Source organism: Streptococcus sp. 2018110 (genome assembly GCF_019754115.1).
GTDB classification, from domain to species: Bacteria; Bacillota; Bacilli; order Lactobacillales; family Streptococcaceae; genus Streptococcus; species Streptococcus hashimotonensis.
The window spans coordinates 26,456-52,750 of record NZ_JAIJZO010000014.1; the positions used below are offsets into that span (position 1 = coordinate 26,456).

A 26,295-nucleotide genomic window follows, 5' to 3' on the forward strand; every position below is an offset into this window, starting at 1 on the left:
TAAAAATTCAGCAATGTTATGGTATTCTTTAAGGAGCAGAAAAGGAGACGATATGGCATTAAGACACTATCAGTCCCATGAGTACCAGTACGAAGAGTATATCCCGAAAGAGAAAAAGGCTAATTTTCAAACCTATCAGGCAAAAAATACCAATAAAGAACGTCTAAAGGAATTGTTGTTTTTTGTTAATATCGCATTTTTTAGTTTGATAACAGTCATCGCTAGTTATGTCTATCTATCCATAGGCATTCCTGTTTTTATTGCCATCATATTGGCAAGTGCGACGGGTTTTCTTGGACTACGTTTGGTTCAAATTGGGCTAAAGAAGAAATTTAAACCCAAACAAGTTATAAGAAAAAATGAATAATGAATTATAAAGGCAGAGAAGTTATCCTCTGCCTTTTTTGAATGAACTACTGCCGTCTGCAAACAATTGATTCTCTGCACCTCTTAATATAGTCTGGTAATTCTCTATTTTATAATCTAAACGATCTAGAGCTTGCTGAATTTCCGACAAGCGTGACCGCAATTCTTCCTGTTCCTCTTTTAGTAAATCAATCCGGGCTTCCACTGTACTATCTCCAGCCTGCACCAAGCCCATATACTCAATCAAGCGCTCAATAGACATACCCGCACTCCTAAAACAGCGAATAAATTCCAAAATGGCTACATCATTTTCCGAAAAGTCTCTTACTCCAGAAGATTTTCTTGCAATTTTGGGAATAAGTCCTATCCGTTCATAGTAGCGAATGGTATCTGCCGATAGACTGGTCAACTGACTCACTTCTTTGATATTCATTCCGAGTTCCTTTCTTTGTTTTCGCTTATTATACACCTTGAAGTCCACTCCAAGTCAAGCCATTTTTAAAAAATCTGGGAAATCCCAGATTCTTGCTTACAAATATTCTCCCTTGACAACGAAGAAAGTGCCACGAATTTCGCCTGCTAGTTTGGAGCGTTGTCGGGCAAACTTGAATTTACCTTCAAATTCTTTGGGAATATCAATGCCATCTGACAATTTGAAACCGACCGCTCGTTTGCCTCCTTCTTCTAGCGTATAGAGGACATTGACAGCCAGGCCATTGTCATAAAAAACAAATGACCAGAGAATACCGTCTACCTCAAGCTAAGCGACATTGAGTGGAGTATAAGGAAAAACCATATCCCGCTCTGCCAAGACCTTCTCGATGAAGGGCAGGATTTCAGGCTTTTCTTCCGGCGTAAAGACCACGAACTCCTGCTTATATTTGTTCCAGAAATAGCGGGCTTCATTGGCACGCAGACCGGCCAAGACTTCTGCGACTGGGCTGGTTTCCAAGCCCGTCGTTTCGACTTCTTTGAAATTAACTGTGTAGGACATTGTTTCTCCTTTAGTAAAAAAGCACCCGAAGGTGCTAGGTAAAACCTCCCTACCGACTTCAGGTTCGAGGTCGGTAGAAAAATTCATTAGGCGTTGAAAGCGTCAGTCAACTGTGGCACCACTTGTTTCTTACGTGAAACGGCACCTGCAAGGAAGGCGTGGTTATTTTCCAACTTGAAGTTGAAGGCTGCTTCTACCTTGTCCATGTTGCTACCGAGCGCAAGGATTTCAGAGTTTGAGTTAACGATGTCTGTAATCATCAAAACAAAGTCAGAGTAACCATTTGCTGCTGATGCCGCTGTCATAGCTGCTTCGATTTCTGCTTGGCGTTCCAAGACTTCTGCAATGTCCACTGTGTTGACTTGGGCTACACGCACGTCATTTCCGTTCAAACCAAAGGTTTTTGCATCGATGTCAATCAATTCTTCTGCTGACTTGCTGGCAAGGTTGGTTCCTGCTTTCAAGAGTGCCAAGCCGTATTCTTCCAAGTTCACACCAGCAATTTCAGCCAATTCAGCTGCTACTTGTGGATCTGTTGCATGAGTAGTTGGCGATTTGAGCAAGAGTGTATCTGAAATCAAACCTGATAGGAGGAGACCAGCCACTTCTTTTGGAGGTGTTACTCCATTTTCTTTGAAGGAACGGTAAACGATTGAAGATGCTGAACCTACTGGCTCCAAACGCATGTACAATGGATTTGCGGTTTCAAAGTTTGCGACACGGTGGTGGTCAATAACAGCTGCCACTTCCACATCCTCGATGTCTGCGATTGATTGTTGGAATTCATTGTGGTCTGTCAAGATGACTTGGCTAACGCCTTCTGCCTTAGCAGACTCAACCACGCGCGGTGCAGTAACACCAAAATAGTCAAGCGCAAACGCTGTTTCTTCATTTGGCGTTCCAAGTGCAACTGCTTCCGCATCACGACCAAACACTTCACGCTCCAAGTGAGCCCAACCGTATGATGATGCAATGGCATCTGTATCAGGATTTTGGTGACCAAAAACTAAAAATTTAGACATGTCTACAACCTCATTTTTCTAATAATCTCCTACATTTTACCATAAATAGAAAGACTTGTGAACATGGACGGGTCGGGATTTGCCAAACGTTTTCAAAAAGAGTAAGATAGAAGGTAGCAATACAAAAGGAGAAACATATGAAATTTTCAGACTATACCTATGTCCGTCCAGATTATGAAGCTATCAAGGCTCAATTTTCTGACCTGACAGACCAGTTGGCTCAGGCAAGTGACTTGGAAACAACTCGTACACTTGTGGCAGCCGTTACCAAATTACTCAACTTGGTCGATACCCAGTACAACCTCTGGATGATCCGCCATACTATCGACATGAACGATGAGTTCTACAATGAAGAAACCAAGTTTTGGAATGAATATTCGCCACTTTTTGAAGAATTGACCACCAACTACTACCGTGTCATTGTTCAGACGCCGTATAAGGAAGAGCTGTCAGACATCTTGCCTCAAACCTTCTTCATGCAGGCAGAAAACAAGCTCAAGACCTTCTCATCTGATGTGATTCCCTTGTTCCAAAAGGAAAATGGATTGACCGATGAGTACAGTAAACTGATTGCTGGTGCAGAGATTGATTTCCAAGGTCAGACTTACAACCTGGCACAAATGGGGCCATTCGGTCAATCAACTGACCGCGAGGTCCGCAAGGCTGCATCTGCTGCCACAACTGCCTTCTTTGAAAGCAAGGAAGCTGATTTTGACCGTGTTTACGATGAATTAGTAAAAGTCCGTACAGAAATCGCCCACAAACTTGGCTTCAAGGACTATGTGGAATACGGCTACCTCAAGATGAACCGTTTCGACTACAATCGTGACATGGTCAAGGTGTACCGTGAAGAAATCCTCAAGCACATCGTACCGATTGTGCAAGATTTGCGTCAACTCCAAGCCAAACGCTTGCAAGTTCCAAGCCTCAAGCACTACGACCTCAACCTTGAGTACTTGGATGGAAATGCTGTTCCTCAAGGTGACCCTGACTTTATCGTCAGCCAAGCCCAAGACATGTACCGCGAATTATCCGCTGAAACGGGCGAGTTCTTTGATTTCATGATTGAGCATGAACTCTTGGATTTGGTCGCAAAACCAGGAAAAAACAGTGGTGGCTACTGTACCTATATCCCTGACTTCAAGAGCCCATTTATCTTCTCTAACTTCAACGGAACCAGCGGTGATATTGATGTTTTGACCCACGAAGCAGGTCACGCCTTCCAAGTCTATCGTTCCCGTTGGATTCAAAGTCCAGAAGTTGTCTGGCCAACCTATGAAACCTGTGAAATCCACTCCATGTCTATGGAATTTATGACTTGGCCGTGGATGGACCGTTTCTTCAAGGAACAAGTAGATAAATATAAATTTACCCACTTGGCAAGTGCCCTACTCTTCTTGCCTTACGGTGTCTTGGTGGACCACTTCCAGCACGAAGTCTATGAACATCCAGAAATGACACCTGCAGAACGCAAGGCAACTTGGAAAAAACTCCAAGACCTCTACTTGCCAGACCGTGACTATTCCGAGTCAGAAGCCCTCAACCGCGGTATCTTCTGGTACCGTCAAGGTCATATCTTTGCTAGCCCATTCTACTACATTGACTACACCTTGGCCCAAGTTTGTGCCCTCCAATTCTGGAAACGTACGCAAGTAGATCACGATGAAAATGCTTGGGAAGACTACATCCGCATCTGTGATTTGGGTGGCACCAAGTCCTTCTTGCAAGTGGTTGAAGCCGCAAACCTCCAATCACCATTCAAAGAAGGTGCCCTCGAAAGTACCGCCAAAGCTGCGGCCGATTGGTTAAATGCAGTTAAGGATGATGAACTATAAAACGCAAAAATCTGAATGAATCAAGTGACTCATTCAGATTTTTTTGATTTGACAAAGTTGATGTATTTATCCCCAAATGTTTCGATTTGCTCCAAGACCAACTTAAATTCCTGGCCAATCTCACTCAGTTCATATTCCACTTTTGGTGGAACTTGGGCGTAAACCTTACGCATAATCAAGCCGTCTTCTTCTAATTGCCGCAACTGCTTAGTCAAGGTTGCTTGGGAAATCCCTGTTAATCGACGATGCAATTCATTAAACCGAATCGGTCCGTCCTCAATATGATGCAATAGCAAAATATTCCATTTCCCTGATAACACTGTCTGCGTTGCCAAGTAAGGACAGGCATAAACATTTTTTGTATGATAATCAGGCATCAAACTCCTCCTTTTTTTCCTTGAATCGCCACATTACTTTAGAAAAAGATAGTGACTATTCCAAAAATACCTACTTGTATTTTGAACTGTATTTGCTACAATCATACCATAAACTACGAAAGTAGGAAAGAATTTTCTTAAGAGGAGGATATATGTCTCTTATCTCAACTTTCAAAAAAATCTTTACAAAGAAGGAAGAAAAACAAATGAAGAACATCTTATTTATCGTCGGTTCATTGCGTGAAGGTTCATTTAACCACCAAATGGCTAAACAAGCAGAAAGCATTTTAGAAGGTCAAGCAACTGTATCTTATCTTAACTATAAAGAAATCCCGCTTATGAACCAAGACCTTGAAACACCAGTCTTGCCAGCTGTCCAAGCTGCACGCGATGCCATCATGGCAGCAGATGCCATCTGGATTTTCTCGCCCGTTTACAACTTTGCCATCCCTGGCACTGTGAAAAACTTGATTGACTGGCTCAGCCGTGCCCTTGACTTGTCAGATACACGTGGTCCATCTGCCCTTCAAGACAAAATCGTTACCGTATCATCTGTTGCCAACGCTGGTCATGACCAAATGTTTGCTAGCTACCAAGCTCTATTACCATTTGTTCGTATGCAAGTCGTAGGTGAATTTACAGGTACAACTGTCAACCCAGAAGCATGGGGAACTGGAGAATTGGTCTTGTCAGAGGAAGCCATTGCCGGTTTGCAGACCCAAGCTCAAGCATTGTTGGAAGCTTAATGCCTATGTACAATTCCCAATTTGAACTGGGCCATGTCGCCCTCAACGTCCGCGATTTAGAACTCCAAAGCCTGTTTTACCAACAAGTCTTGGGGCTCCAAGTCCTCTCCCAAAGCCCTAACCAGATTGATCTTGGCGTTGAAAAAACCACCCTTGTCCGCCTAATTCAAACAGAGCAGAAAGACGAAGTCAGCCATAGCTACGGTCTCTACCACTTGGCCATTGTCCTACCAAGCCGTGAAGACTTGGGTACCATTTTCCGCCACTTTATCGACAATAAGATTCCCCTCCAAGGCGCCAGCGACCACGGTTACAGCGAAGCCATTTACTTAGCCGACACCGAAGGCAATGGCATCGAGATTTACCGCGACCTACCTCAAGACACATGGGATGTCCGCCCAGACGGCCGCATCGTCGGCATTACTGAGCCTATGGATGCAGAGGCTATCTATGCTTTAGGAAAAAAAGCTGACGCTGCCTATCAGATGCCAGCTGGCAGTCGCATGGGCCATATCCATCTATCTGTCCGAGAAAGCGCAGCTTCTAGCCGATTTTACCAAGAGGTCCTAGCTATCGAGGATAAATTCTCCGTCCCATCTGCATCCTGGTTAGCTTCTGGCGACTACCATCACCACCTAGCTGTCAATGAATGGGGAGGAAAAAATCTGAAAACCAGAAAAGAAGGCATGCCAGGACTTGCCTACTATACGGTCATTTATTCCAATCCAGAAGTATTTGAAGCAACCTTGAATCGTGCCATTGCTGCAAACCTAAACCTTCAAAGACTAGACAATAGCGCAGCCTTTGTTGATGTGGATGGCATAAAAACTAAGCTTGTTTTAGAATAATACGAAAAAGGAAGTATCTAGCACTTCCTTTTCTTTGTTTATTTGATTAAGCCAAGATCATATTTCATTCCCAAAATCCGTTTGACGGATTGGTCAATTCGCTCCTCTGTAATAGTTCCAGCCTTTACTTGTTCGATAATATAAGGAATTTGACTGGCATAACTTGAAGACAAAATCATATCTGTCCCAGCTTGAATGGTCTGCAAGGCACCTGTATCTTGATCTACAAATTGGACCAAGCCCTGCATATCAAAATCATCCGTCATAATGACCCCCTCAAAACCAAGCTCATTCCGAAGGATTTTATTGATTTCAGGTGAAATAGATGATGGGACATTATCAATGGCAGGTACGATATTGTGGCTAACCATGATAGAGTCTGCACCTGCTTCAATCCCAGCTTTAAAGGGGAGAAAATCATTGGCACGCAAATCTTCTAAACTTCGGTTGTCATAGACCAAATCCGTATGCGAATCAGCATTGTCCCCATAACCCGGGAAATGTTTCAAAGTCGAAGTAAACTGTTCTTGCTTTAACAATTTGACCAATTGACCAATATAGTCTGCGGTGGTTTTCGCATCCTGCCCAATGGTCCTATCGTAGATAAAAGATGATGGATTGGTGGATAAATCCGCAACTGGGAAGAAGCCTGCATAGATTCCCTCTTCCTTTAAAAGACTGGTCTTCTGCTTGGCATCCGACAAAATCGCCTCAATGCCACCAGCTTGGTACAATTCCAAAGGTGATGCAAAAGGTGTTTCCAGAAGTTGACTAATCCGCGTTACCGTCCCACCTTCCTCATCTGAAGCCATTAATAGCGGCACTTTTGAAAGTGATTGATAAGAAGCAATCTCTTCTTTAACTTGCTCCAGTGTCTTACCTTCAAAATCACTTGCAAATAAGATATAACCCCCAAAATGATAGGTTTCCAATGCCTCAGTTTGTCCTGCAGATGGCATCCGAGCAAAGATCATCTGTCCGACCTTTTCTTCTAAGGTCATCTGATCTAGATAATTTGCAATCACTTTGTCCCTAGCAGATATTTCTTGGCTAGACGATGTCGTTGCAACTTTGGTTTGCTCCTTTTGTGTTCGATTTCCCAAAAAGAACAAGCCTAACATAAGCCCAATAAACAAGAGACAAGTGATACTTGTCCCTAACACATTAAATCTTTTCCGCATCAATCTCCGACCTCTTCACTATTATCCCTTAATTCTATTCAAGTACTCCTGATAGGTTTCTGTCTCCATCAAAGCCTTTGCATTTTCCACTCGAGCCTTCGTTGGGGGCTTAGTCCCCTCTAGTGGATAGGGTCTGCCCAACTCACGCCACTTAAATTCACCAAGATTGTGATAAGGTAACACCTCAAAACGTTCGACATTTTTTAATGTTTTAACAAACTTACCAAGTTCAATCAAGTCCTCATCTCGGTCAGTCAAATTTGGTACCAGGACATGACGAATCCAAACAGGCTTACCAATGTCTGATAGATATTGAGCACATTCTAAAATAGTCTTGTTACTATGACCTGTCACAATGCGATGTTGCTCAGGATTCATTTCCTTAATATCAAGGAGCACCAAGTCTGTTACTTCCATAAGCCGACTATATTTTTCCAAGTAGCGCTCTGTCTTACGGAAAGTCAACGCACAGGTATCCAAAGTAGTGTGAATCCCTTTTTCTTTTGCAAGGGTAAACAGAGCAATTAAAAAATCAATCTGGATGGTTGCTTCACCACCTGAAACGGTAATACCCCCTTCTTTTCCCCAAAACATACGAAAACGCAGGGCTTCATTCAAGACATCTTCTGCCGTTCTCTCAGTCGCTGCTGGATTGACCAGATCCCAAGTATCTGGGTTATGGCAATACTGGCAACGCATGTGACAGCCCTGCATAAAGACTACAAAACGTACCCCTGGACCATCAACCGAACCAAAACTCTCTGTTGAATGAACCAAACCTGTCACTTTACGATAATCAATTTCTGTCATCATCTCATCCTCATCATTTTATAAGACTAGTATATCACAAAAATGAAAACGCTTCTATCATTTACTTTCTTTCTTTCATAACTATCATCTTCCGTAAGAAGAAAGCTAAAAGACTAGGTTGCCCTAGTCCTTATCGGTTTCTTCTTTCTCCAGTGGTGTAATCAAGAGTTTTAATTTTGTTACGCGACCATTTTTTACTTTATCGTTAATAAGAACTAGGTGGTGATCTTTACTATCTACTTCAAAGGAAACCTTTTCGTCTTGGCTCGGAATGGTACCGACCCCTGTCAGATAATAACCAGCAATCGTATCAACGTTATCACTTTCCAACTCCATCTCAAAATGCTCATTGAAGTCATTTAAAGTCATATTTCCTTGGACGATATAGGTGTTGTCAGCAATTTCTCGGACAAAAATTTCTGTCTTATCGGTCTCATCATCAATTTCCCCGACAATTTCTTCCAGCAAATCTTCCAAGGTAACGAGACCTGCAACTCCACCATACTCATCTAACAAGATGGCCATTTGATTTTGGGTATTTCTCAATGATGTCAACAAATCATCCACGAAAATCGTTTCTGGAACGAAGAGAGGCTCCTGCATAATGCGGCGGATGTTGAGATTGTCAAAGCCATTACTGAAAGCTTCTGACAAGATTTTCTTGGTATGAATCAGACCAATGATATTGTCCTTATCGCCATCATAAACAGGGATACGTGAAAAATTCTGCTTGAGGATGGCTGCCATGATGGTTGCTGTATCATCCTCAATATCCACCATGAAAGCATCCGTACGGGGAACCATTACTTCACGTGCCATCAGCTCATCTAAAGAGAACACACCTTGAAGCATTTCAATTTCTTCGGCATCTAAGGTTTTCTCACTCTTTGTCAAAATATATTCAATTTCATCCCGTGTCATCTGCTCATCCGCATCATCAAAATTCATAGGAGTAATACGGCTGATAAGATTCGTTGCAGCTGATAATAACCACACGAACGGACTCACAATTTTTCCAAGGAAAATAATCACAGGTGCAGTGACTACTGCCAGATTTTCCTTCATATTCATGGCAATCCGCTTAGGGTACAATTCACCAAGAACGATTGAAACGAAAGTCAACATAGCCAGTGCAAGCCAGTATCCTGCGGTTTGCGCTGTTGTTGAATTCCCCATCCATTTGGCAAATACAGCTCCCAAATCATTAGCCAAGCTGGCACCTGAAAGGATGGAGATGAAGGTAATACCGACCTGAATGGTTGATAGAAAATTGTTAGGATTTTCTAAAACTTGAAGCAAGCGAATATATTTCTTCTCACCGTCTGCGGCCTTTTGTTCTACTCTTGAACGATTTAGAGAAACAAGCGCCATTTCAGAGGCTGAAAAGAAGGCATTGAATAGGGTCAATAAGAATAAAATTAACAGTTGTAAATAGATGGTCTGACTACCAGGGTCTTCCATGATGTTCTCCTATAATAAAATTTATAACATTTCCATTATACCACAAATTCTAAAAATTAACATATTTCTTGTTATAAATAGTCCCTCATGTCTGTTTATGTTACAATAATCAAAAGGAATAGGAGAACAACTATGATTATTTCGATGAAGAATGTCCACTATAAACGACAAGGTAAAACTATTTTAGAAGACATCAACTGGGAATTTAGAAAAGGCGAGCGTTGGGCTATTTTAGGGCTAAATGGGGCTGGAAAGTCAACCCTCCTTCGTATTCTAATGGCTGAGTTTTGGAAGACATCTGGTGACTTGACGGTTCTTGGAGTGGAGTTTGGCAAGGGAGATATTCCTAGCCTTCGCACTAAGATTGGGGTCGTTGGTTCTTTCCTTGCAGAACGCTTTCCTATTGATTTGACAGCTGAGCAGATTGTTCTGACTGGAAAGTACAAATCCTCCATCCTCTACCGTGAATACGGTCAAGCTGAATTGAATGAAGCCATAGACATGCTTAAAACCATTAAGGCTGAGCACTTGATTGGTCGAGCCTATGCTAGTTTGTCACAAGGTGAACGCCAACTCCTGCTCATCGCCCGAAGTTTGATGGAAGAGCCGGCTATTTTGATTTTGGACGAGGCTACTGTGGGCTTAGACCTTTTGGCTCGCGAACGCCTGCTCCACCACATCGACCATATCTGCCAACTCCCAACGGCTCCTGCCATTATCTACGTCACCCATCACGCCGAAGAAATCACTGATAATTTCACCCATGTCCTCCTGCTCAAAGATGGCATGGTCTTGGCACAGGGACCCAAAGAAGACATCCTGACACCTGAACTCCTCAGCGATTTTTATGGCAATCAGGTGGAATTGATTGACTTGGGTGAGGGAAGATTGTTCATTAAGCCGATATTATAAAAAAACAAATCCAGCCCTAGTTTGAGCTGGATCTTAATCGTTCCACCATCACCAAAAATGGTGGGGTATTGACTTGGTTGAGTGGTTTGTAGAGCATGGCTGTAAAGACAGTCTGGTCTAACTGGCTGATAAAGTCTAAAACTGCATCCTTCTCAAGAGCTCCGCCCTCGTGACCATAGTAAACCATGATGGCTAGGCGACCACCCACCACCAGACGGTCAAGGACTTTTTCTATGGCTTGAAGGGTGGTTGCAGGCAGGGTGATGACTGACTTATCTGCCGAAGGAAGATAGCCCAGATTGAAAATGGCTGCCTTGCACTCCTCCACATACTGGTCTAGGTTTTCGTGTCCAGTCAAAACCAATTGGGCATTGGTCAAGCCAGCTTTTTCTAGTTTTTCAGCCGTTGTGGTCAGGGCTTGTTCCTGAATATCAAAGGCCACCACTTTTCCTGCTCGCTGGGCTAAAAATAGCGTGTCATGCCCATTTCCCATAGTCGCATCGACCGCTAGGTCTTGGTCAGTTAAAATCTCATCTAAAAAGGCATGAGCCATGTGTAAAGGTCTAAGCATTTTCTCTCCTTAAGCTAATAATCTTACATAATATTCGGTCAAGGTGGCTTCGTCCACCTTTTTGCGTTGCTGGAGCCACCAGCTGACCGTCTCCACAAAAGTCGTCACGACAAAATGTACCAGCAAATCCTCTGGAAGATTTCTCTTATCCTGCATGTAATCTTCAGCCACTTTTGGAAAAATGTCGTGTTTCAACTCCGCTTCCAGCTCTCTTAGAAAATAGGCATTGCGGGACAATAAAAGGCTGGCAACACGATCTTGATTGGTCCGAAAGTGTTTGAAAATATGAACCAATAAGGTCTTCACATCCGCATCTTCACGACCTGTAAATAAATGATGAAAGAGGTCATGACAAAGCTCTTCTAACAGTGCTTCCTTGCTGGCATAGTGGGCATAGAAAGTGGAGCGCCCCACATCTGCCAGGTCAATGACATCCTGCACGCGCATCTCGTCATAGCCCTTATCATTTAATAAGGTCAAAAAAGCCTGAAAAATAGCCCTTTTTGTTTTTGCAATTCGTCTATCCATTTTTCGTACATTTCAAACAATTTGTTCAGAAAAAGACAAACCGTTTCTCTTGTTTCTAGTTTTTCAGCTCATTACAGTACATAATAAACCTATAAACAGTATAACACAGAAAGGGAATCTCATGTCATCTTCTAAAAATACATTTATCGCTTTTCTCCTCAATCTCAGCTTCTCTATCATCGAGTTTATCTTTGGCTGGCTCTTTGGTTCCAGCGCTATCTTAGCAGATGCTGTTCATGATTTGGGTGACGCCCTCGCCATCGGAAGCTCTGCCATCATGCAAACCTATGCCAACAAGCCTGCTGACAAGGTCTATCCCTTTGGCTACAAGAGATGGAATATTTTGGCCGCTCTCTTGACTTCTAGCATTCTGATTATCGGCTCCAGCTTGATCATCGTGGAAAACATTCCCAATCTCTTCCATCCCCAGCCTGTCAATCAAGATGGGATGCTGGTACTTGGGATTATCGCTGTCATCATCAATTTCCTTGCTTCCCGTATTGTAAAAAATGGCTATAGCCATACTGAATCCATTCTCAGCTTGCACTTTTTAGAGGATATTTTGGGATGGCTGGCGGTCATCCTTGTTTCCATCATTCTTCAATTTACTGATTGGTACTTTCTAGACCCACTTCTCTCGTTCTGTATTGCTATCTTCATCCTCTCCAAAGCCCTGCCAAAAGTTTGGAACAATATAAAGATATTGCTTGAAACAAGTCCGCAAGGAGTAAATCTTGAAGAAGTTAAAGGAGTCCTTCTGGCTCTTGAAAATGTTCACGAAATCACTCAGCTAAATGTCTGGACCATGGATGGATATGAACATTGTGCGACTGTGACGGTCAAACTGACAAATCCTGCTTTAGCAGACAAGACCAAAGCAAAAATACGGAATTCTCTCCATTCCTTTGGCATTATCCAGAGTACCATCGAAATTTTGTAAAAAAATTTAAAAAAATATCTCATTTTCCTCCACCCATTTGCGAATAAATAGGTATGAAGACAATTATCCTATTTTTCCTTGGAGCTTCAATCGGCTCCTTCTTGGGATTGGTCATCGACCGTTTCCCTGAACAGTCCATTATCTCCCCCTCTAGTCACTGCAATGCCTGCAAGCGACGGCTCAAAGCCTGGGACCTAATTCCAATCCTATCCCAACTTTCGACAAAATCCAAATGCCGTTACTGCAAGGCGAAGATACCTTATTGGTATCTGGGATTGGAATTCTTAGCTGGTCTAGTTGTCCTGCTCTGCCATTTTCAAGTCCTAAACCTAACCGAAACCATTCTCAGCTTAGCAGGGCTAGTTTTAACCATTTATGACATCAAGCATCAGGAATATCCCTTTGCTGTCTGGCTCGTTTTTACTTTTATAGCTCTGGTACTCTCCCAGCTCAACTGGCTTTTCTGTGGCTTTTTACTCTTGGCCTATCTGACTGAAAAATGGCAAATCAATATTGGTTCTGGTGACTTTCTCTATCTGGCAAGTTTGGCCTTAATATGTGGATTTACAGAACTCCTCTGGATTATCCAAATTAGTTCCCTCCTAGGGCTTCTTGTCTTCACTATTTTCAAACCCAAGTCTATTCCCTACGTACCACTCCTTTTTCTTTCAAGTATTCCTATCATTCTGTGCATCTAAATCGAGTTTTTCTCGATTTTTTTGTTATAATAGAAGGCATATTAGAGTTCAACTCCATCAAAATAATTGGAGTACCTTCTTGATCGGAAGGCAAAAGGAGAAACGTTATGACACTATTTAAGGATGACAGTCTAACCCTGCATACCGACCTTTATCAAATCAACATGATGCAGGTCTATTTTGACCAAAACATCCACAATAAACACGCTGTATTTGAAGTCTATTTCCGTTCACAACCTTTTAAAAATGGCTACGCTGTATTTGCCGGTTTGGAACGCGTTGTAAACTACCTCAACAATCTCAGCTTTAGCCAGACAGACATCGACTATCTGACAGAACTGGGTTATCCGCAGGCTTTCCTTGATTACTTGTCCCAATTGGAAATGACTCTCACTGTCCGTTCGGCTAAGGAGGGCGACCTGGTCTACGCTAACGAACCCATTCTTCAAATCGAAGGACCATTGGCACAATGCCAACTAATCGAAACTGCCCTCTTAAACATCGTCAACTACCAAACCCTGATTGCCACAAAAGCTCGCCGTATCAAGGCCGTCATTGAAGATGAGCCCTTGATGGAATTTGGCACTCGCCGTGCCCAAGAAATGGATGCTGCTATCTGGGGTACACGGGCAGCCTTTATTGGTGGAGCATCTGCGACTTCCAATGTTCGAGCTGGCAAAATCTTCGGTATCCCTGTCGCTGGTACCCATGCCCACGCCTTGGTTCAAACATACGGAGATGATTACAAGGCTTTCAAAGCCTACGCTGAAACCCATCATGACTGTGTCTTCCTCGTTGATACCTATGATACGCTTCGTATTGGTGTTCCAGCAGCCATCAAGGTTGCCAAAGAAATGGGAGATAAGATTAACTTCAAAGGGGTTCGGATTGATTCAGGCGATATGGCCTATATTTCCAAGAAAGTTCGTCAGCAATTAGATGATGCAGGTTTTACAGATGCGAAGATTTACGCATCTAATGACCTGGATGAAAATACCATCCTCAACCTCAAAATGCAAAAGGCAAAAATTGATGTCTGGGGAGTTGGTACCAAACTCATCACCGCCTACGACCAACCTGCCTTGGGCGCTGTCTACAAGATTGTATCCATCGAAGATGAAGATGGAAATATGCGTGACACCATCAAGCTGTCTTCTAATGCGGAAAAAGTCTCCACTCCTGGTAAGAAACAGGTTTGGCGCATCACCTCCAAAGAAAAAGGAAAATCAGAAGGGGACTACATCACCTTTGCGGACACCGACGTCACACAGATGGATAATATCTATATGTTCCATCCAACTTACACCTACATCAATAAAACCATCGAGAACTTTGATGCACGTCCTCTCCTAGTTCCTATTTTCGAAAAAGGAAAACAGGTCTATGAACTTCCAAGCCTAGCTGAAATTCAAACCTATGCCAATCAAGAATTTGATAAGCTCTGGGATGAATACAAACGTGTGCTCAACCCACAGCTCTATCCAGTCGACTTGGCACAAGATGTTTGGGATAATAAGATGAACCTCATCAATCGCATCCGCAAACAAACTCAGACCAAATCCATCTAAGAAAGGTATGTTATGACCCTACAGGAAACAATCATCAAAGAATTAGGTGTCAAGCCAAGCATTGACCCCAAAGAAGAAATCCGTCGCTCCATCGACTTTCTCAAAGACTACCTGAAAAAACACCCATTTTTGAAAACCTATGTCTTGGGGATTTCTGGTGGACAAGATTCGACCTTGGCTGGTCGTTTGGCCCAGCTGACTATGGAAGAAATGCGGACGGAAACAGGTGACGACTCCTACCAATTTATCGCTATCCGCCTACCTTACGGTGTGCAGGCTGACGAGTCTGACGCCCAGGCAGCCCTAGCCTTTATCCAACCCGATGTCAGCCTAACCATCAACATCAAGGAATCGACAGATGCCATGGTGGCTGCAGTCAATGCAAATGGGCTTACTATGTCTGATTTTAATAAGGGAAATGCTAAAGCCCGCATGCGCATGATTGCCCAATACGCTATCGCTGGGGAACGCAAGGGGGCTGTTATTGGAACCGACCATGCCGCTGAAAATATCACTGGCTTCTTTACCAAGCACGGCGACGGCGGCGCAGACATTCTCCCCCTCTTCCGCCTCAATAAACGCCAAGGAAAACAGCTTCTAGCTGAACTGGGGGCAGATGAAAAACTCTACCTCAAAGTTCCTACTGCAGACTTGGAAGAAGACAAACCAGGCCTTGCTGACGAAGTCGCACTCGGTGTTACCTATAACCAAATCGACGACTATCTCGAAGGTAAAACCATCGACCCTCAAGCCCAAACCATTATCGAAGGCTGGTGGAACAAAACAGCCCACAAACGCCACCTGCCAATTACGATTTTTGATGACTTTTGGAAATAATACTCTTCGAAAATCAAAATCAGACGTTGTTGACTTGATTTGATGACTGAAAAGCTCCTGTGGAGGTTTTCAGCCTGTTCTCTTGAAATATAAAAGGAACAGTGTTCTATCTGCATCATATCGATACGAACTAGGTTCGCTCTATCGCCAACCTCCAAAGGTTCCCCAAACCTTTTTGTAGCGAACAGGTTCGCTCTATCGCCAACCTCCAAAGGTTCCCCGAACCTTTGGAGCAAGTCTGATTTTGATTTTCATTGAGTATAAAAATTATCCCCTGACGATAGGCACAACCGTCAGGGGTTTTCTTTTATCTACTCTCCAAATAATCCGCAATCGCTGCGACATCCTTGTCTCCTCGACCGGAAACATTGATAATAATGATTTTATCTTTATCTAGTTGTGGTGCTAATCGAATAGCTTCTGCAATCGCATGAGACGATTCAATGGCTGGAAGAATTCCTTCTGTACGACTTAAGGTCAGAAGGGCATTAACAGCCTCATCATCTGTTGCTGCGACATAATTAACACGACCAGTTTCCTTATAGTGGGCATGTTCTGGTCCAACGCCTGGATAGTCCAAGCCTGCTGAAATGGAATAAACAGGTGCAACTCCACCATTTTCATCAAAGAGGGAGATCGTCTTCATACCATCAACCACACCAACTGTTCCCTTAGTCATAGTCGCCGCATGTAGTTCTGTATCAACACCTTTACCAGCAGCTTCTACACCGATAAGCTTGACTGACTCATCTGGTAAATATTGAGAAAATGCACCGATGGCATTGGAACCGCCACCCACACAGGCAATAACGTAGTCTGGCAAACGACCTTCTTTTTCTAAAATCTGACGGCGAGATTCTAGACTAATAATCTTTTGAAACTCATGGACAATCGTCGGATAAGGATGAGGACCGACTGCTGATCCCAAAACATAGAAGGCATCTAAATCTGCCATCCAAGCACCGAATGCCGCATCAACTGCCTCTTTCAAGGTTTGCGTTCCATCTGTGACAGCATGAACACGCGCCCCCATCATCTCCATTCGAAAAACATTGAGGCGTTGGCGTTTGACATCTTCAGCTCCCATATAGACATCACAGCCCAAACCAAAGCGGGCAGCTACAGCAGCCGTCGCAACCCCATGTTGACCAGCACCAGTTTCTGCAATCACTCGAGTTTTCCCCATTCTTTTTGCCAACAGAATTTGCCCCAGCACATTGTTTAACTTATGAGAACCTAAGTGATTCAAATCTTCCCGTTTGAGATAGATTTTCGCTCCACCAAGCTCCTTGGTCAATGATTCCGCAAAATACAATGGTGTTTCACGACCAGCATAATCTTTCAGATAAGCTTGGTATTCCGCCAAAAATTCTGGATCATTGCGGTACTGTTCAAACGTTTCCTCCAACTGATCCAACAAAACCTGAATTTGCTCTGGTACAAAACTACCACCAAACTGTCCGAAATAACCTTTTTCTGTCATATAATTCCCTCTTTCAACATTCGCTACAAGAGACCAATAAGGTCAAGAGTTTAATCCTTCTTTACTTATCCTTAATTGCTACGCCATCGTTTCATCTTGATTACCTCGTAATTTCTATCATTGTCAAAGTAGATTGCTTTTAGATAAGGAACAGAGACGCAAATACAACTCAATGCTTCCTCATTTTCAAGCATTGACCTCAAACAGTCCACTGGACTGTTTGAAGTAGGCAAGCCAATCGCGACAAAATATAAAAGCAATCTACACAGACAATGAAAAAGCCCACGCAGGAAAACACATCCTGCGAGGGCGTCAATGGACACGGTGCCACCTCACTTATGGACTCGACTAGAAAAGTCCATAACTTTTTCTCCTCTAACAAGGAGGCGCACGATAAGGGGTGCGGACCGAATTCTCATTGTTTCGAATTCATCGAACCAAACTCGCTTTACTAAACCAGACAATCCATAAAATGGATACGAATGCTTGTTTGGCATCAGCCCATTTCATAAACCTCTATCATCTATTCACACCAACCATAGACTCTCTAAAGACAAAGTGTTTATTACTTTTTCTGATTACTTGTAATTATACGTTACAAAATCGGAATGGTCAAGTAATTTTCAGAAATTTTCTAAACAATTTGAAAATTCAGTTTCCATTGCCTGAATCCATTAAAAACTAACAAAAAGCCACTCTGCTTAAGTGACTTTCTAAAAAACTGTACTCACGAGCGAAGCGCTTATATCAAAGACAGCTTTAGTTAGTCAAGGTTATTTTTAAGGGAATACTGACTGTATTTCAAAAAAATAACGATGTGTAACTTAAACAATAGCCTTAGATGGACATTCTGAACCTGTGACGATAGGTTCTAAGACTCCTTTTTGGAAAGGATTATCCCTCTCTTTATCAATGAATAGGTAAAATAGGCTAGTATTCCCCCCATTGTATTGGTCCATAAATCATCGATTTCAAAGACGCGTTGGGCATCAATCAGCAAATCCAGTAGTAATTGTGTGCATTCAATAAAAAGACTGATACAAAAACTATAACGAATCACCGCTCGAAGGCTCCGCCATTCTTCCCTAAGAAACAAAAGAAGAAAAATCAGAGGGAAAAGTAGAAAAATATTAGTGATGTTTTGCAAGAAAATCCATCCTAGGTCCGCCAAACTATCTACCTTGTCCCCGTTTACGATACTGTTGAAAGGCGTTGGTAAAAGATAGAGACGGCCGATTTGAATAATTCCTGGGGTCGAGAAATCCTTATACTGAGGGTACCAAGTCTGAGGTAGAAAACAAAGTAAAACAATAGCCAGAGCATAGGCTCCAGCTAAGGTCTTACAAATCTGTCTTCCTAGCTTGGTCAAGTTTCCATCTGCTTGGAAGAATTTTCTCATGCTCGAATACCTGCCTTTGCTTTTGCGGCTGCAATACGAGCACGTGCTTTTTCACGGTCTTTCTTGAGCGTATTGGAGCGCAATTGACCACAGGCAGCATCAATATCTGTACCATGTTCCTGACGAACGACACAGTTAACACCATTTTTCTTCAAAACATCAAAGAAAGCAAGAGTACGTTCCTTGGTTGAACGACTGTACTGATCATGTTCACTAACTGGGTTATAAGGAATCAGGTTGATATAAGACAATTTACGGATGTTCTTGGTCAAGTCAGCCAATTCCTGTGCCTGTTCCACTCCATCGTTGACCTCATTGAGCATAATATACTCAAAAGTCACACGGCGGTTGGTCACTTTGATATAGTCTTCGATTGCTTCAAAAAGAACTTCTATAGGGAATTTGCGGTTAATCCGCATAATGCTCGAACGAAGGTCATTATTTGGCGCATGTAGAGATACTGCCAAGTTCACTTGGACACCTTCACGTGCAAACTCACGAATTTTAGGTGCTAAACCTGACGTCGAAACAGTGATGTGACGGGCACCAATTGCCAAGCCCTTGTCGTCATTAACCACTCGCAAGAAGGTCATAACATTATCGTAATTATCAAGCGGCTCACCAATCCCCATCACAACGATATGGCTAACACGCTCATTCTGATTGCGCTCATCCAAGTACTTTTGTACCAACATAATCTGAGCCACAATCTCACCGCTAGTCAAGTCACGTTGCTTAGGAATCAATCCAGATGCACAGAATGTACAGCCGATATTACAGCCAACTTGTGTCGTTACACAGACAGAAAGGCCATAGTGCTGGTGCATGAGAACTGTCTCAATCAACATGCCATCTGGCAGTTCAAAGAGGTATTTGATAGTGCCGTCCTTAGACTCCTGTACAATCCGTTGTTTGAGCGGGTTAACTACAAAATGTTCTTCCAACTTTTCAATCAAAGATTTTGGCAAGTTGGTCATTTCCGCAAAGGATTGGACACGAGAACGGTAAAGCCATTCCCAAATTTGAGTAGCACGGAACTTCTTCTCTCCGTTTTCTAAAATCCAATCAACCAGATTGGCTTGACTAAATGCATAAATTGATGGTTTCATATTTCTCCCTATTTCTGGCGGATAACAAAGTTACGCTTCACTTCATTCATCTCACGCTTGCTCTGCTTACGCTCACGTTTTTGAGAACGCTCCGTTTGACTCGCCTTAACACCAGCATTCTTCATAGTAAAATGACGCTGTTCCGACTGTTTGTTCTGCTGCTTCCCTTTTTTCTGACGGTCATTGCGATTATTTTTGGTTTCTTTTGGCGCAATAGGCTCCGTCCGCTGTTGATTTCTGTTACGATTGCGAGAACGACTCCGCTTCCGACGAGGTTTATCCTCCTCCTCAGCAGGCAAGTCTTGTGGATTCGGATTGGCTAGGACGAAATAAGCACAACCAAAATTACAATACTCCGTCAAATAGTCGTCCAAGCGGCTGATTTTTAAGTCTGATTTAACATTTTTATCGTCTGTATAGAATCCCCTTAATCTCAGCTGCTCATTGCCCCAATCTCCCACGATATAATCAAACTTGAGCATGAGTTGTGAAAAACGTTGACCAAAAATCGTCTGGTCAAAAGCATTCTTGTAATCTTCCAAAAGGTCCAATTCAATATTTTCAGATACAACCTTATCTCCGACACGAGCAAAACTCGGACCAGGGTATTTATTATAGTTATACATTTCAGGTGAAATTTCTTTTTTCATTTGTCCTCCTATCTTATAAAATCTTCATACGTAAAAATCATTTGATTAATCATCTATCTGGTCAGAATCTAAATTCTCACACTTAACCTTATCATTATAACACGATTTATCTGGAAATTCTTCTACTTTACCATTTAGGAGAAATTTCTGACAATTATAATATTATTCTCTAACAAAAAAGGACGATTTACTCGCCCTTTGTTTTCTTCAAATAATCAATAGCCTCTTGAACAGTTTTCACAGGAACTACCTCAATATCCAATCCTGCTTTCTCCGCAGCTTCCTTAGCTTCTTCATAGTTCGTTTTAGCCTTTGGATCTTCCTTCAAAACTTCCACATCAACTGGATTGTTTGGTACGAAAAAGATACTTGCACCTGACTTAGCTGCCGAAATAACCTTCTTATCAGCACCACCAATGTCACCTACTTTTCCATCCTGCTCGATAGTCCCCGTACCAGCAATAATTCGACCATCACGTAAGTCAGGCTCTGCGAGTTGAGTATAGATGGCAAGTGTAAACATCAGACCAGCACTTGGTCCACCAATATCTCCCGTTTGGAAATCAATCGGAATCGAACTTTGAACCTCTGTATGATCTACGAGAGTGATGCCGATTCCGTTTTTGCCATTAGACAATTTGATAATCTTACCGTCCGCAGATTTCTCCTGACCAGCGCTAATATAACCAACTGTTACATCACTTCCAAGTTCCAAGCCACTCACATATTTAATCAAATCAGGAGAAGACTCAAATGTTTTTCCATTGATACTCACAACAGTATCGGCAATATTAAGAACTTTTTTAAAGGTCGAATCATCCGCCAAGGCAAGTACATAGACACCAAAGAAATCAAGATTGACTTCTTTTCCTGCCAAAGTCAAACCTTGGTACTTCGCCATATTTTGCGATGTCTCCATGTAAAACTGTGCTATACGGAAATATTCTTCGTTGTCGGCCCCTCCTGTCATCTCTTCAGAGGAACGAACTGTCGTATAGGGATCAAACTGAGCAGCGAATAGTTGTAAAGCTGTAGCTTGTTGGACTGATACATAGGTGAAGTTGTAAGAGCCATCCTCTTGGTCTATTTGATTGTTCACCGTTAGTACCTGACGAATATCAGCAGCTCCACCTGGACTTTCTAGATAATAAGGCAGACGAACAAAAACGGCAAACCAAATCAAAAGAGTTCCTAAAACAATAGATGCAATTAAGGTTAACTTCCTATTTTTCTTCATTCTTTCTAATCTCCTCACTAACAATTTCTGGAACATAAGGGCCTATGTCCTGTTTGAAATACAGCAATTCTCGAACCTGGCTGGATGATACGAACTTAAGCTCTGGCTTGGCGATTAAATAAATAGTTTCCAAATCTGGCGCCAACTGACGATTGTAAAAATCAAAACTTGACTCGTATTCCAAATCGGTCGCATTACGCAATCCTCGGACCAAATGTGTTACTCCATAGCGCTTAGCTACATCGACTACCAATTCATTTTCAGACAGAACGACCTCGATCTTCTCCATTCCTACAAAAAGCTTCTCCAAAATGGCTTTTCTCTCCAAGCCTGTCAAGAGTCCTGCCTTTTTAGGATTGGTAAAAACTCCCACATATAATTTATCAAATAGTCCATTCGCTCGTTCAATTAAGTCCAAGTGTCCATTGGTAATGGGGTCAAATGAGCCCGTAAACAATCCAATCTTATCTGACATATACTGTTACCTTACTAATTCCGTAGAGTTTCTCTTTCCATATCCCCAGCTCTGCTATTTCTTCCGGAAGAGAGACCGCCTTATCCGTTTCGCAGACTACCATAACATCATCTGCTAGTAAGTCACGGCGACAAAGTTCTGTTATCACTTCTTCAATTTCCTGCTCTGCATAAGGAGGGTCCAAGAATACCAGGTCGAAAGGACCTTGACCTTCCACACTGTTCAAAGCCTGTCTAGCTTCCATTGCTAGAAGCTGAAATTTATCTGCTTCCTTAGTCATTGCAATATTTTCACGGATAATGGCTTGTGCTCGTCGATCTCGCTCAACCAGAACTGCTGACTCCATGCCACGAGATATAGCCTCGATAGATAAACCACCACTGCCGGCGTACAAGTCAAGAACTCTACCCCCCTCAAAATAGGGACCAATCATATTGAACATGGCTCCACGGACCTTATCCGATGTCGGTCTGGTTGTTTTTCCATCTAACGTTTTCAGTGGTCTTCCACCATAGCTTCCCGATACAATTCTCATAAGGTATATTATAGCAAAAAATGAAGCTCGTTGCTGAAACCAAGTGCACTTCCTGCTTTCCTTTTTGCACCAACTTTTTCAACCTTCTGCCAAATACACTCTCAACCGCTATAGCAGGAAATCATTCTCGCGCTATGCAACAAAATGATAAAAATAAAAAGCAAGGAAATTCTGTTTTACGCGAAATTCCTCACTCTTATCGTATGTATTTAAACTAGATCGTTACAAGAAAAAATTAGTGTTGAAATACAAATAGCTATTTTTTCCAGTATGCTAATACGCCATAAAGAACCAGTAGCTAAAAAGCCTACGGATTATCTGGTGAACTCTCGTCAGCTGTTGGAACTGTTTCCACTGACTCAACCAGGCTAGTTGTTGAATCTGTCGTTTCCGCCGGTGTTTCAGAAACTGTTGGAGTTTCTACCACAGGTGCTCCTTCACTAGTCGGAGGGACTGAAGTACTTGTACTAGTTGACGCCACGCTGCTTGTATACTGGCTTGTTGAACTCACACTTTGGTTTCCATATATATTTTGATTGGGTACTACATAAGATTCTTGTGAGGTCTCACTAGCTTCAGCAAGGTCCGTTGACTGACTGGTCCCTGTTTCAGATATTTTTTTCTCATCAGCTACTTTTTGAGCTGCTTCCGCCCTGACCAACTCCGCTTTTAGCTTAGCCTGTGTTTGAGCATCTGTCTGCTGTCCCACTAGCTCTTTTACTTGGTCAATCCGTTTCTGTAATGCTGCTTTTTTAGTCGCATCCGTAACCTTGTTTACTGCAGATTGTGCCTCTGCAAGTTTCTCTTCAGTATGTGTTCCTTCTAATACAATGACAGCATTCTCAGCATCCTGAAATACTGTATCAACCGTTTTTTTCTGATTGGGCACTTGCTGTACTGTCTTTGTATCACTTGTTTCGCTTTGAGCATTTTTATACCAACTAGCGCCTAAGCTAATCAATAAAATAAGTCCCATAAAAGAAATAATGCCAATTTCTGCCAATGACAACTTTTCAAATTTCTTTTCCATATTTTTGCCCTTATCCGTCTTATTGCATAAGAAAATACTCTAGCCTACTGACAATGTTACTTAGTCGTTTTTACCTTACCATTCCATCCGTTTAGACCATAGCTTAAAATATAGATTTCATTAAAGCCCTGTTTCTTCAAATGAAGGGCTGCTGGTGTTACCAACTGACCACGATCATTCTCATAGATTAAGACAGGTCTATCCTTACGCAAAGCAGCTGTAGACTGGCGTAATTGCTGGTAAGGAATATTTCTCGCACCTAAAATATGCTTACGATTAAACTCACTCGGGTCTCGCAGGTCAATCAACTGACCTCCGTGCATCTTTTCTGCAAATTCTGCATTATCAATCACCGTCGCCGCACGGCGCAATCTCCAGTAATTAAAACCCATCCAGGCTCCCAATACTGCCAAAAATACTAAAAATACCCAAAATGTTTCCATCACTCATTCTCCCTTGATTTCTGATACTCTAATTCCAAACGATGTTCACGCCTCAAAACAAGCTCTGCTTCCATATATTCCAACCGATCTAAGACACCTGCCTGATAGATTCTATTTAATTCTATCTGCATCATTTCAATATCGTAGAGACGGTTGCCCATATAGACAATTATACCAAACCGTTTGAGTAATTGTTGCACATCATAAAGTCTTTTCATAAAAAAATTGTAGCAGAATTTTAGGTGTTTTTCAATATAAAAAATCAGTTGGAATTTATGAAATGCTTAAAAAGGATTGGATAAATCACCAATATAATCCAATTCTAATATAGGCATTCAGTTTGCTTTTAGTACTCGCTCCAACTATCTGGGAGATAGTTGGAGACTGGGGATAAAGTGAACGATGTTCACGTCAAAAGCTGCAGGCATAACTGAAGTTAGGCAAAGTGAGTTCAAATAATGATAAAATTATTTGAAGTTGGAAATAAGGAAACGAAGTTTCCCCATTCGCCGAAGTAATAAAAGATAAACTGAGTGTCTATATCATAACCAACCCTTTTCCTGTGCCACCTTAACAGCAGCCGTACGGTTTTCAGCTCCCAGCTTGGCCAAGATAGAGGTCATGTAGTTGCGGACCGTCCCGTCAGACAGGTAGAGCTGGCTGGCGATTTCCTTATTGGACAAGCCATTCGCCACCAATTTAAGTAGGTGACATTCTTGTTCCGTCAAGGGACTGCGTTGGGTCAGGAGAATGTCCATGAGCTCTGGCGAGTACTCCTTTCGCCCTGCCAAGACCGTTTCAATGGTCCGCATAAGGTCCGAAATGGAGCGTTCCTTGAGTACATAGGCGTCTACATCAGCCTTGACCGCTCGTTCAAAATAGCCTGGTCGCTTGAAGGTAGTCATGATGACAACCTTGACGGGCAAGGATTTCGCTCGCACCCATTCCAAGACATCCAGCCCCGTCTTCTCAGGCATTTCAATATCTAGGAGTAGCACATCTACTGGCTCTTTTTCCAAAAGAGCAAGGGCCTGACTGCCGTTTTCTGCCTGTAAAACAGCCTCAACCGCATCTTGAAAGCCCAAGAGTTGACAGAGGGCGTCCCGCAGCATGGCCTGGTCTTCTGCGACTAAGATTCTCATTCTACCACCTCCTCAAGCGGAATTCGGATGGACAGGCGGGTGGGTTGTGCCAGAGAAAGAAATTCCAAACTCCCCTGCACCGTCACCAGTCTATCCTTTATAGTATACAATTCTTGACCGGTTAACTGGGCAAAGCCTACACCATTGTCTTCGTAGTGCAAGACCAATTCTTGCTGGTCTTCCTCAAATATCAAACGACACTTACTAGCCCGGCTGTGTTTGAGCAGGTTATTGCCCAACTCTCTCAGCACCATGGCCAGTTTGTTCTGGACAGGCAAGCTGAGCTGCTCTGCTATTTCCCCGCCCAAAACGACCAAATCCACTCCTGCCAAGTCCAGCATCTGCTGCAAAATCTGGAGTTCCTCTGCCACGGTGTGCTGCTTGAGGGACTGGACAATCTGGCGGACCTCCTGCATGGAGTCCTTGGCTAAGGTCTGGAGCTCCTGCACTTCCTTCTTGGCCTGGTCTATCTGGTCGTGGTCCAAAAGGGTCTTGACCAGCTCTGCCTTGATGGACAGCATAGCAAAGACATGCCCAAGGGTATCGTGCAAGTCCTGACCGATGCGGTTGCGTTCGTTCTCAGCAAGCAGGAGGTTAATGGAAGCATTTTGCTCCTGAATCCGTTGCTGAAGAGCTTCCCGCTTGGTTTCAATCCAGCTAAAAATCAGCAAGGCTAAGCCGAAAAAGTGAATGATGAGTGCAAAGGCCCGCATTTCAAAGGGGACAGGACCAAATAAAGCCCAGAGGATAATGGCCAGCAACAAAATCCCATAGGACACCGTTCGATAGGTCGGCCGAGTTTCCTTATAATACCAGCTCAGCATATTGGATAGGTTGAAGATGAAGAGTGAAAATTGCAGATTGCCCCAAAAGCTCATAACGGCTATATAGCCAATCAGGTAAAACCAACCCAGTATGGAATAGAGCTTGTGGTCGGTGTAAAAGAGAGAACAATAGACCAGGGCAAAGAGAATGGTTGCTAGAATAACCGCCGTCGGATTTGGACTATACTGGGCGTAATAAAGTGGAAAATAGAGAAAGACCATGCCCACGAAGAACATGAGTGGTATCTTTCTTTTTTCAAAAATCATGGGTCAC

29 protein-coding genes and 1 pseudogene are annotated in these 26,295 nt (G+C 42.8%); 9 read left to right on the top strand and 21 right to left on the bottom strand.

Annotated elements, in window-relative coordinates:
* Positions 1 to 52: 52 nt before the first annotated feature.
* Entirely contained in the window at positions 53 to 367 is a 315-nt protein-coding gene (locus K5Q34_RS08530; RefSeq protein ID WP_044681101.1) for a DUF3270 domain-containing protein, read from the top strand.
* Positions 368 to 388: 21 nt separating this feature from the next.
* Here the strand turns inward: K5Q34_RS08530 and nmlR are convergent, their stop codons facing one another.
* The 3 genes and pseudogenes from nmlR to K5Q34_RS08545 all read right to left on the bottom strand — a co-directional run bounded on the left by nmlR (position 389) and on the right by K5Q34_RS08545 (position 2,382).
* Positions 389 to 799, bottom strand: a complete 411-nt coding sequence (gene nmlR, locus K5Q34_RS08535) for a stress response transcriptional regulator NmlR (RefSeq protein ID WP_172115412.1) — start codon at positions 797 to 799, stop codon at positions 389 to 391.
* A 96-nt stretch (positions 800 to 895) separates the two neighbouring features.
* Positions 896 to 1,360: pseudogene (locus K5Q34_RS08540) on the bottom strand (phage tail protein).
* Between the two features lie 86 nt (positions 1,361 to 1,446).
* Positions 1,447 to 2,382: a manganese-dependent inorganic pyrophosphatase gene (locus K5Q34_RS08545; RefSeq protein ID WP_172115414.1), complete on the bottom strand. Its 936-nt coding sequence runs from the start codon at positions 2,380 to 2,382 to the stop codon at positions 1,447 to 1,449.
* A 137-nt stretch (positions 2,383 to 2,519) separates the two neighbouring features.
* On the opposite strand from K5Q34_RS08545, the gene K5Q34_RS08550 reads away from it, so the two are divergent.
* Positions 2,520 to 4,217: a M3 family oligoendopeptidase gene (locus tag K5Q34_RS08550; protein ID WP_172115416.1), complete on the top strand. Its 1,698-nt coding sequence runs from the start codon at positions 2,520 to 2,522 to the stop codon at positions 4,215 to 4,217.
* Between the two features lie 29 nt (positions 4,218 to 4,246).
* Here the strand turns inward: K5Q34_RS08550 and K5Q34_RS08555 are convergent, their stop codons facing one another.
* Positions 4,247 to 4,594 (bottom strand): helix-turn-helix domain-containing protein, encoded by a 348-nt coding sequence (locus tag K5Q34_RS08555; RefSeq protein ID WP_172115418.1) that lies wholly within the window; start codon positions 4,592 to 4,594, stop codon positions 4,247 to 4,249.
* Between the two features lie 206 nt (positions 4,595 to 4,800).
* Here K5Q34_RS08555 and K5Q34_RS08560 point away from each other — a divergent pair, with 206 nt between their 5' ends.
* Both K5Q34_RS08560 and K5Q34_RS08565 read left to right on the top strand, forming a co-directional pair.
* Positions 4,801 to 5,340 carry an NADPH-dependent FMN reductase gene (locus tag K5Q34_RS08560; protein ID WP_172115420.1) on the top strand — a complete coding sequence of 180 codons (540 nt, stop codon included), beginning with the start codon at positions 4,801 to 4,803 and terminating at the stop codon, positions 5,338 to 5,340.
* A 5-nt stretch (positions 5,341 to 5,345) separates the two neighbouring features.
* Entirely contained in the window at positions 5,346 to 6,188 is an 843-nt protein-coding gene (locus K5Q34_RS08565; RefSeq protein WP_221864835.1) for a VOC family protein, read from the top strand.
* Between the two features lie 38 nt (positions 6,189 to 6,226).
* Here the strand turns inward: K5Q34_RS08565 and K5Q34_RS08570 are convergent, their stop codons facing one another.
* The 3 genes from K5Q34_RS08570 to K5Q34_RS08580 form a co-directional block, all read right to left on the bottom strand.
* Positions 6,227 to 7,369: a glycoside hydrolase family 3 protein gene (locus tag K5Q34_RS08570; protein WP_205032716.1), complete on the bottom strand. Its 1,143-nt coding sequence runs from the start codon at positions 7,367 to 7,369 to the stop codon at positions 6,227 to 6,229.
* Between the two features lie 21 nt (positions 7,370 to 7,390).
* Positions 7,391 to 8,182, bottom strand: a complete 792-nt coding sequence (gene pflA, locus K5Q34_RS08575) for a pyruvate formate-lyase-activating protein (protein ID WP_012027587.1) — start codon at positions 8,180 to 8,182, stop codon at positions 7,391 to 7,393.
* Positions 8,183 to 8,302: 120 nt separating this feature from the next.
* The gene (locus tag K5Q34_RS08580; RefSeq protein ID WP_002942867.1) at positions 8,303 to 9,640 is read right to left on the bottom strand and encodes a hemolysin family protein; all 1,338 of its coding nucleotides are present in this window, start codon (positions 9,638 to 9,640) and stop codon (positions 8,303 to 8,305) included.
* A gap of 132 nt (positions 9,641 to 9,772) precedes the next feature.
* Between K5Q34_RS08580 and K5Q34_RS08585 the strand changes: the two genes are divergently transcribed.
* Entirely contained in the window at positions 9,773 to 10,552 is a 780-nt protein-coding gene (locus K5Q34_RS08585) for an ABC transporter ATP-binding protein (protein WP_205026975.1), read from the top strand.
* A gap of 16 nt (positions 10,553 to 10,568) precedes the next feature.
* Here K5Q34_RS08585 and K5Q34_RS08590 read toward each other — a convergent pair whose 3' ends face one another.
* Together K5Q34_RS08590 and K5Q34_RS08595 are read right to left on the bottom strand one after the other, a co-directional pair.
* Positions 10,569 to 11,123 (bottom strand): class I SAM-dependent methyltransferase, encoded by a 555-nt coding sequence (locus K5Q34_RS08590; protein ID WP_024401709.1) that lies wholly within the window; start codon positions 11,121 to 11,123, stop codon positions 10,569 to 10,571.
* Positions 11,124 to 11,132: 9 nt separating this feature from the next.
* Entirely contained in the window at positions 11,133 to 11,651 is a 519-nt protein-coding gene (locus tag K5Q34_RS08595; protein WP_024396128.1) for a TetR/AcrR family transcriptional regulator, read from the bottom strand.
* 121 nt (positions 11,652 to 11,772) lie between these two features.
* Between K5Q34_RS08595 and K5Q34_RS08600 the strand changes: the two genes are divergently transcribed.
* From K5Q34_RS08600 to nadE, 4 genes are all read left to right on the top strand, one after another.
* Positions 11,773 to 12,591 (top strand): cation diffusion facilitator family transporter, encoded by an 819-nt coding sequence (locus K5Q34_RS08600; RefSeq protein WP_172115428.1) that lies wholly within the window; start codon positions 11,773 to 11,775, stop codon positions 12,589 to 12,591.
* Positions 12,592 to 12,644: 53 nt separating this feature from the next.
* Positions 12,645 to 13,289: an A24 family peptidase gene (locus tag K5Q34_RS08605; protein ID WP_014638478.1), complete on the top strand. Its 645-nt coding sequence runs from the start codon at positions 12,645 to 12,647 to the stop codon at positions 13,287 to 13,289.
* A 107-nt stretch (positions 13,290 to 13,396) separates the two neighbouring features.
* Positions 13,397 to 14,857 carry a nicotinate phosphoribosyltransferase gene (locus tag K5Q34_RS08610; protein ID WP_024382383.1) on the top strand — a complete coding sequence of 487 codons (1,461 nt, stop codon included), beginning with the start codon at positions 13,397 to 13,399 and terminating at the stop codon, positions 14,855 to 14,857.
* Between the two features lie 12 nt (positions 14,858 to 14,869).
* Positions 14,870 to 15,694 (top strand): ammonia-dependent NAD(+) synthetase, encoded by an 825-nt coding sequence (nadE, locus tag K5Q34_RS08615; protein ID WP_044681117.1) that lies wholly within the window; start codon positions 14,870 to 14,872, stop codon positions 15,692 to 15,694.
* A 307-nt stretch (positions 15,695 to 16,001) separates the two neighbouring features.
* Here the strand turns inward: nadE and trpB are convergent, their stop codons facing one another.
* From trpB to K5Q34_RS08675, 12 genes are all read right to left on the bottom strand, one after another.
* Positions 16,002 to 17,177, bottom strand: a complete 1,176-nt coding sequence (gene trpB, locus K5Q34_RS08620) for a tryptophan synthase subunit beta (RefSeq protein ID WP_029179798.1) — start codon at positions 17,175 to 17,177, stop codon at positions 16,002 to 16,004.
* Between the two features lie 871 nt (positions 17,178 to 18,048).
* Positions 18,049 to 18,576, bottom strand: coding sequence for a VanZ family protein (locus K5Q34_RS08625; RefSeq protein WP_114866738.1), 528 nt, complete (start codon positions 18,574 to 18,576; stop codon positions 18,049 to 18,051).
* Positions 18,573 to 19,685, bottom strand: coding sequence for a 23S rRNA (adenine(2503)-C(2))-methyltransferase RlmN (gene rlmN / locus K5Q34_RS08630; protein ID WP_012028433.1), 1,113 nt, complete (start codon positions 19,683 to 19,685; stop codon positions 18,573 to 18,575). The genes K5Q34_RS08625 and rlmN overlap by 4 nt, the downstream gene beginning before the upstream one ends.
* Before the next feature lie 8 nt (positions 19,686 to 19,693).
* Entirely contained in the window at positions 19,694 to 20,335 is a 642-nt protein-coding gene (locus K5Q34_RS08635) for a YutD-like domain-containing protein (protein WP_221864836.1), read from the bottom strand.
* 187 nt (positions 20,336 to 20,522) lie between these two features.
* Positions 20,523 to 21,572 (bottom strand): SepM family pheromone-processing serine protease, encoded by a 1,050-nt coding sequence (locus K5Q34_RS08640; protein WP_014638484.1) that lies wholly within the window; start codon positions 21,570 to 21,572, stop codon positions 20,523 to 20,525.
* On the bottom strand, positions 21,559 to 22,047 hold the full coding sequence (gene coaD, locus K5Q34_RS08645; RefSeq protein WP_221864837.1) for a pantetheine-phosphate adenylyltransferase: 489 nt from the start codon (positions 22,045 to 22,047) through the stop codon (positions 21,559 to 21,561). Before coaD ends, K5Q34_RS08640 begins: the two co-directional genes overlap by 14 nt.
* Entirely contained in the window at positions 22,037 to 22,582 is a 546-nt protein-coding gene (gene rsmD / locus K5Q34_RS08650; RefSeq protein WP_205026979.1) for a 16S rRNA (guanine(966)-N(2))-methyltransferase RsmD, read from the bottom strand. Before rsmD ends, coaD begins: the two co-directional genes overlap by 11 nt.
* Positions 22,583 to 22,889: 307 nt before the next feature.
* Complete coding sequence (locus tag K5Q34_RS08655) at positions 22,890 to 23,612, bottom strand: serine protease (protein ID WP_105153463.1); 723 nt, start codon at positions 23,610 to 23,612, stop codon at positions 22,890 to 22,892.
* Between the two features lie 56 nt (positions 23,613 to 23,668).
* Complete coding sequence (locus K5Q34_RS08660; RefSeq protein WP_221864838.1) at positions 23,669 to 24,055, bottom strand: rhodanese-like domain-containing protein; 387 nt, start codon at positions 24,053 to 24,055, stop codon at positions 23,669 to 23,671.
* The gene (locus K5Q34_RS08665) at positions 24,055 to 24,273 is read right to left on the bottom strand and encodes a YqgQ family protein (RefSeq protein WP_004194736.1); all 219 of its coding nucleotides are present in this window, start codon (positions 24,271 to 24,273) and stop codon (positions 24,055 to 24,057) included. The genes K5Q34_RS08660 and K5Q34_RS08665 overlap by 1 nt, the downstream gene beginning before the upstream one ends.
* A gap of 324 nt (positions 24,274 to 24,597) precedes the next feature.
* Positions 24,598 to 25,197: a response regulator transcription factor gene (locus tag K5Q34_RS08670; RefSeq protein WP_221864839.1), complete on the bottom strand. Its 600-nt coding sequence runs from the start codon at positions 25,195 to 25,197 to the stop codon at positions 24,598 to 24,600.
* Positions 25,194 to 26,288 carry a sensor histidine kinase gene (locus K5Q34_RS08675; RefSeq protein ID WP_221864840.1) on the bottom strand — a complete coding sequence of 365 codons (1,095 nt, stop codon included), beginning with the start codon at positions 26,286 to 26,288 and terminating at the stop codon, positions 25,194 to 25,196. The genes K5Q34_RS08670 and K5Q34_RS08675 overlap by 4 nt, the downstream gene beginning before the upstream one ends.
* Positions 26,289 to 26,295 lie beyond the last annotated feature (7 nt).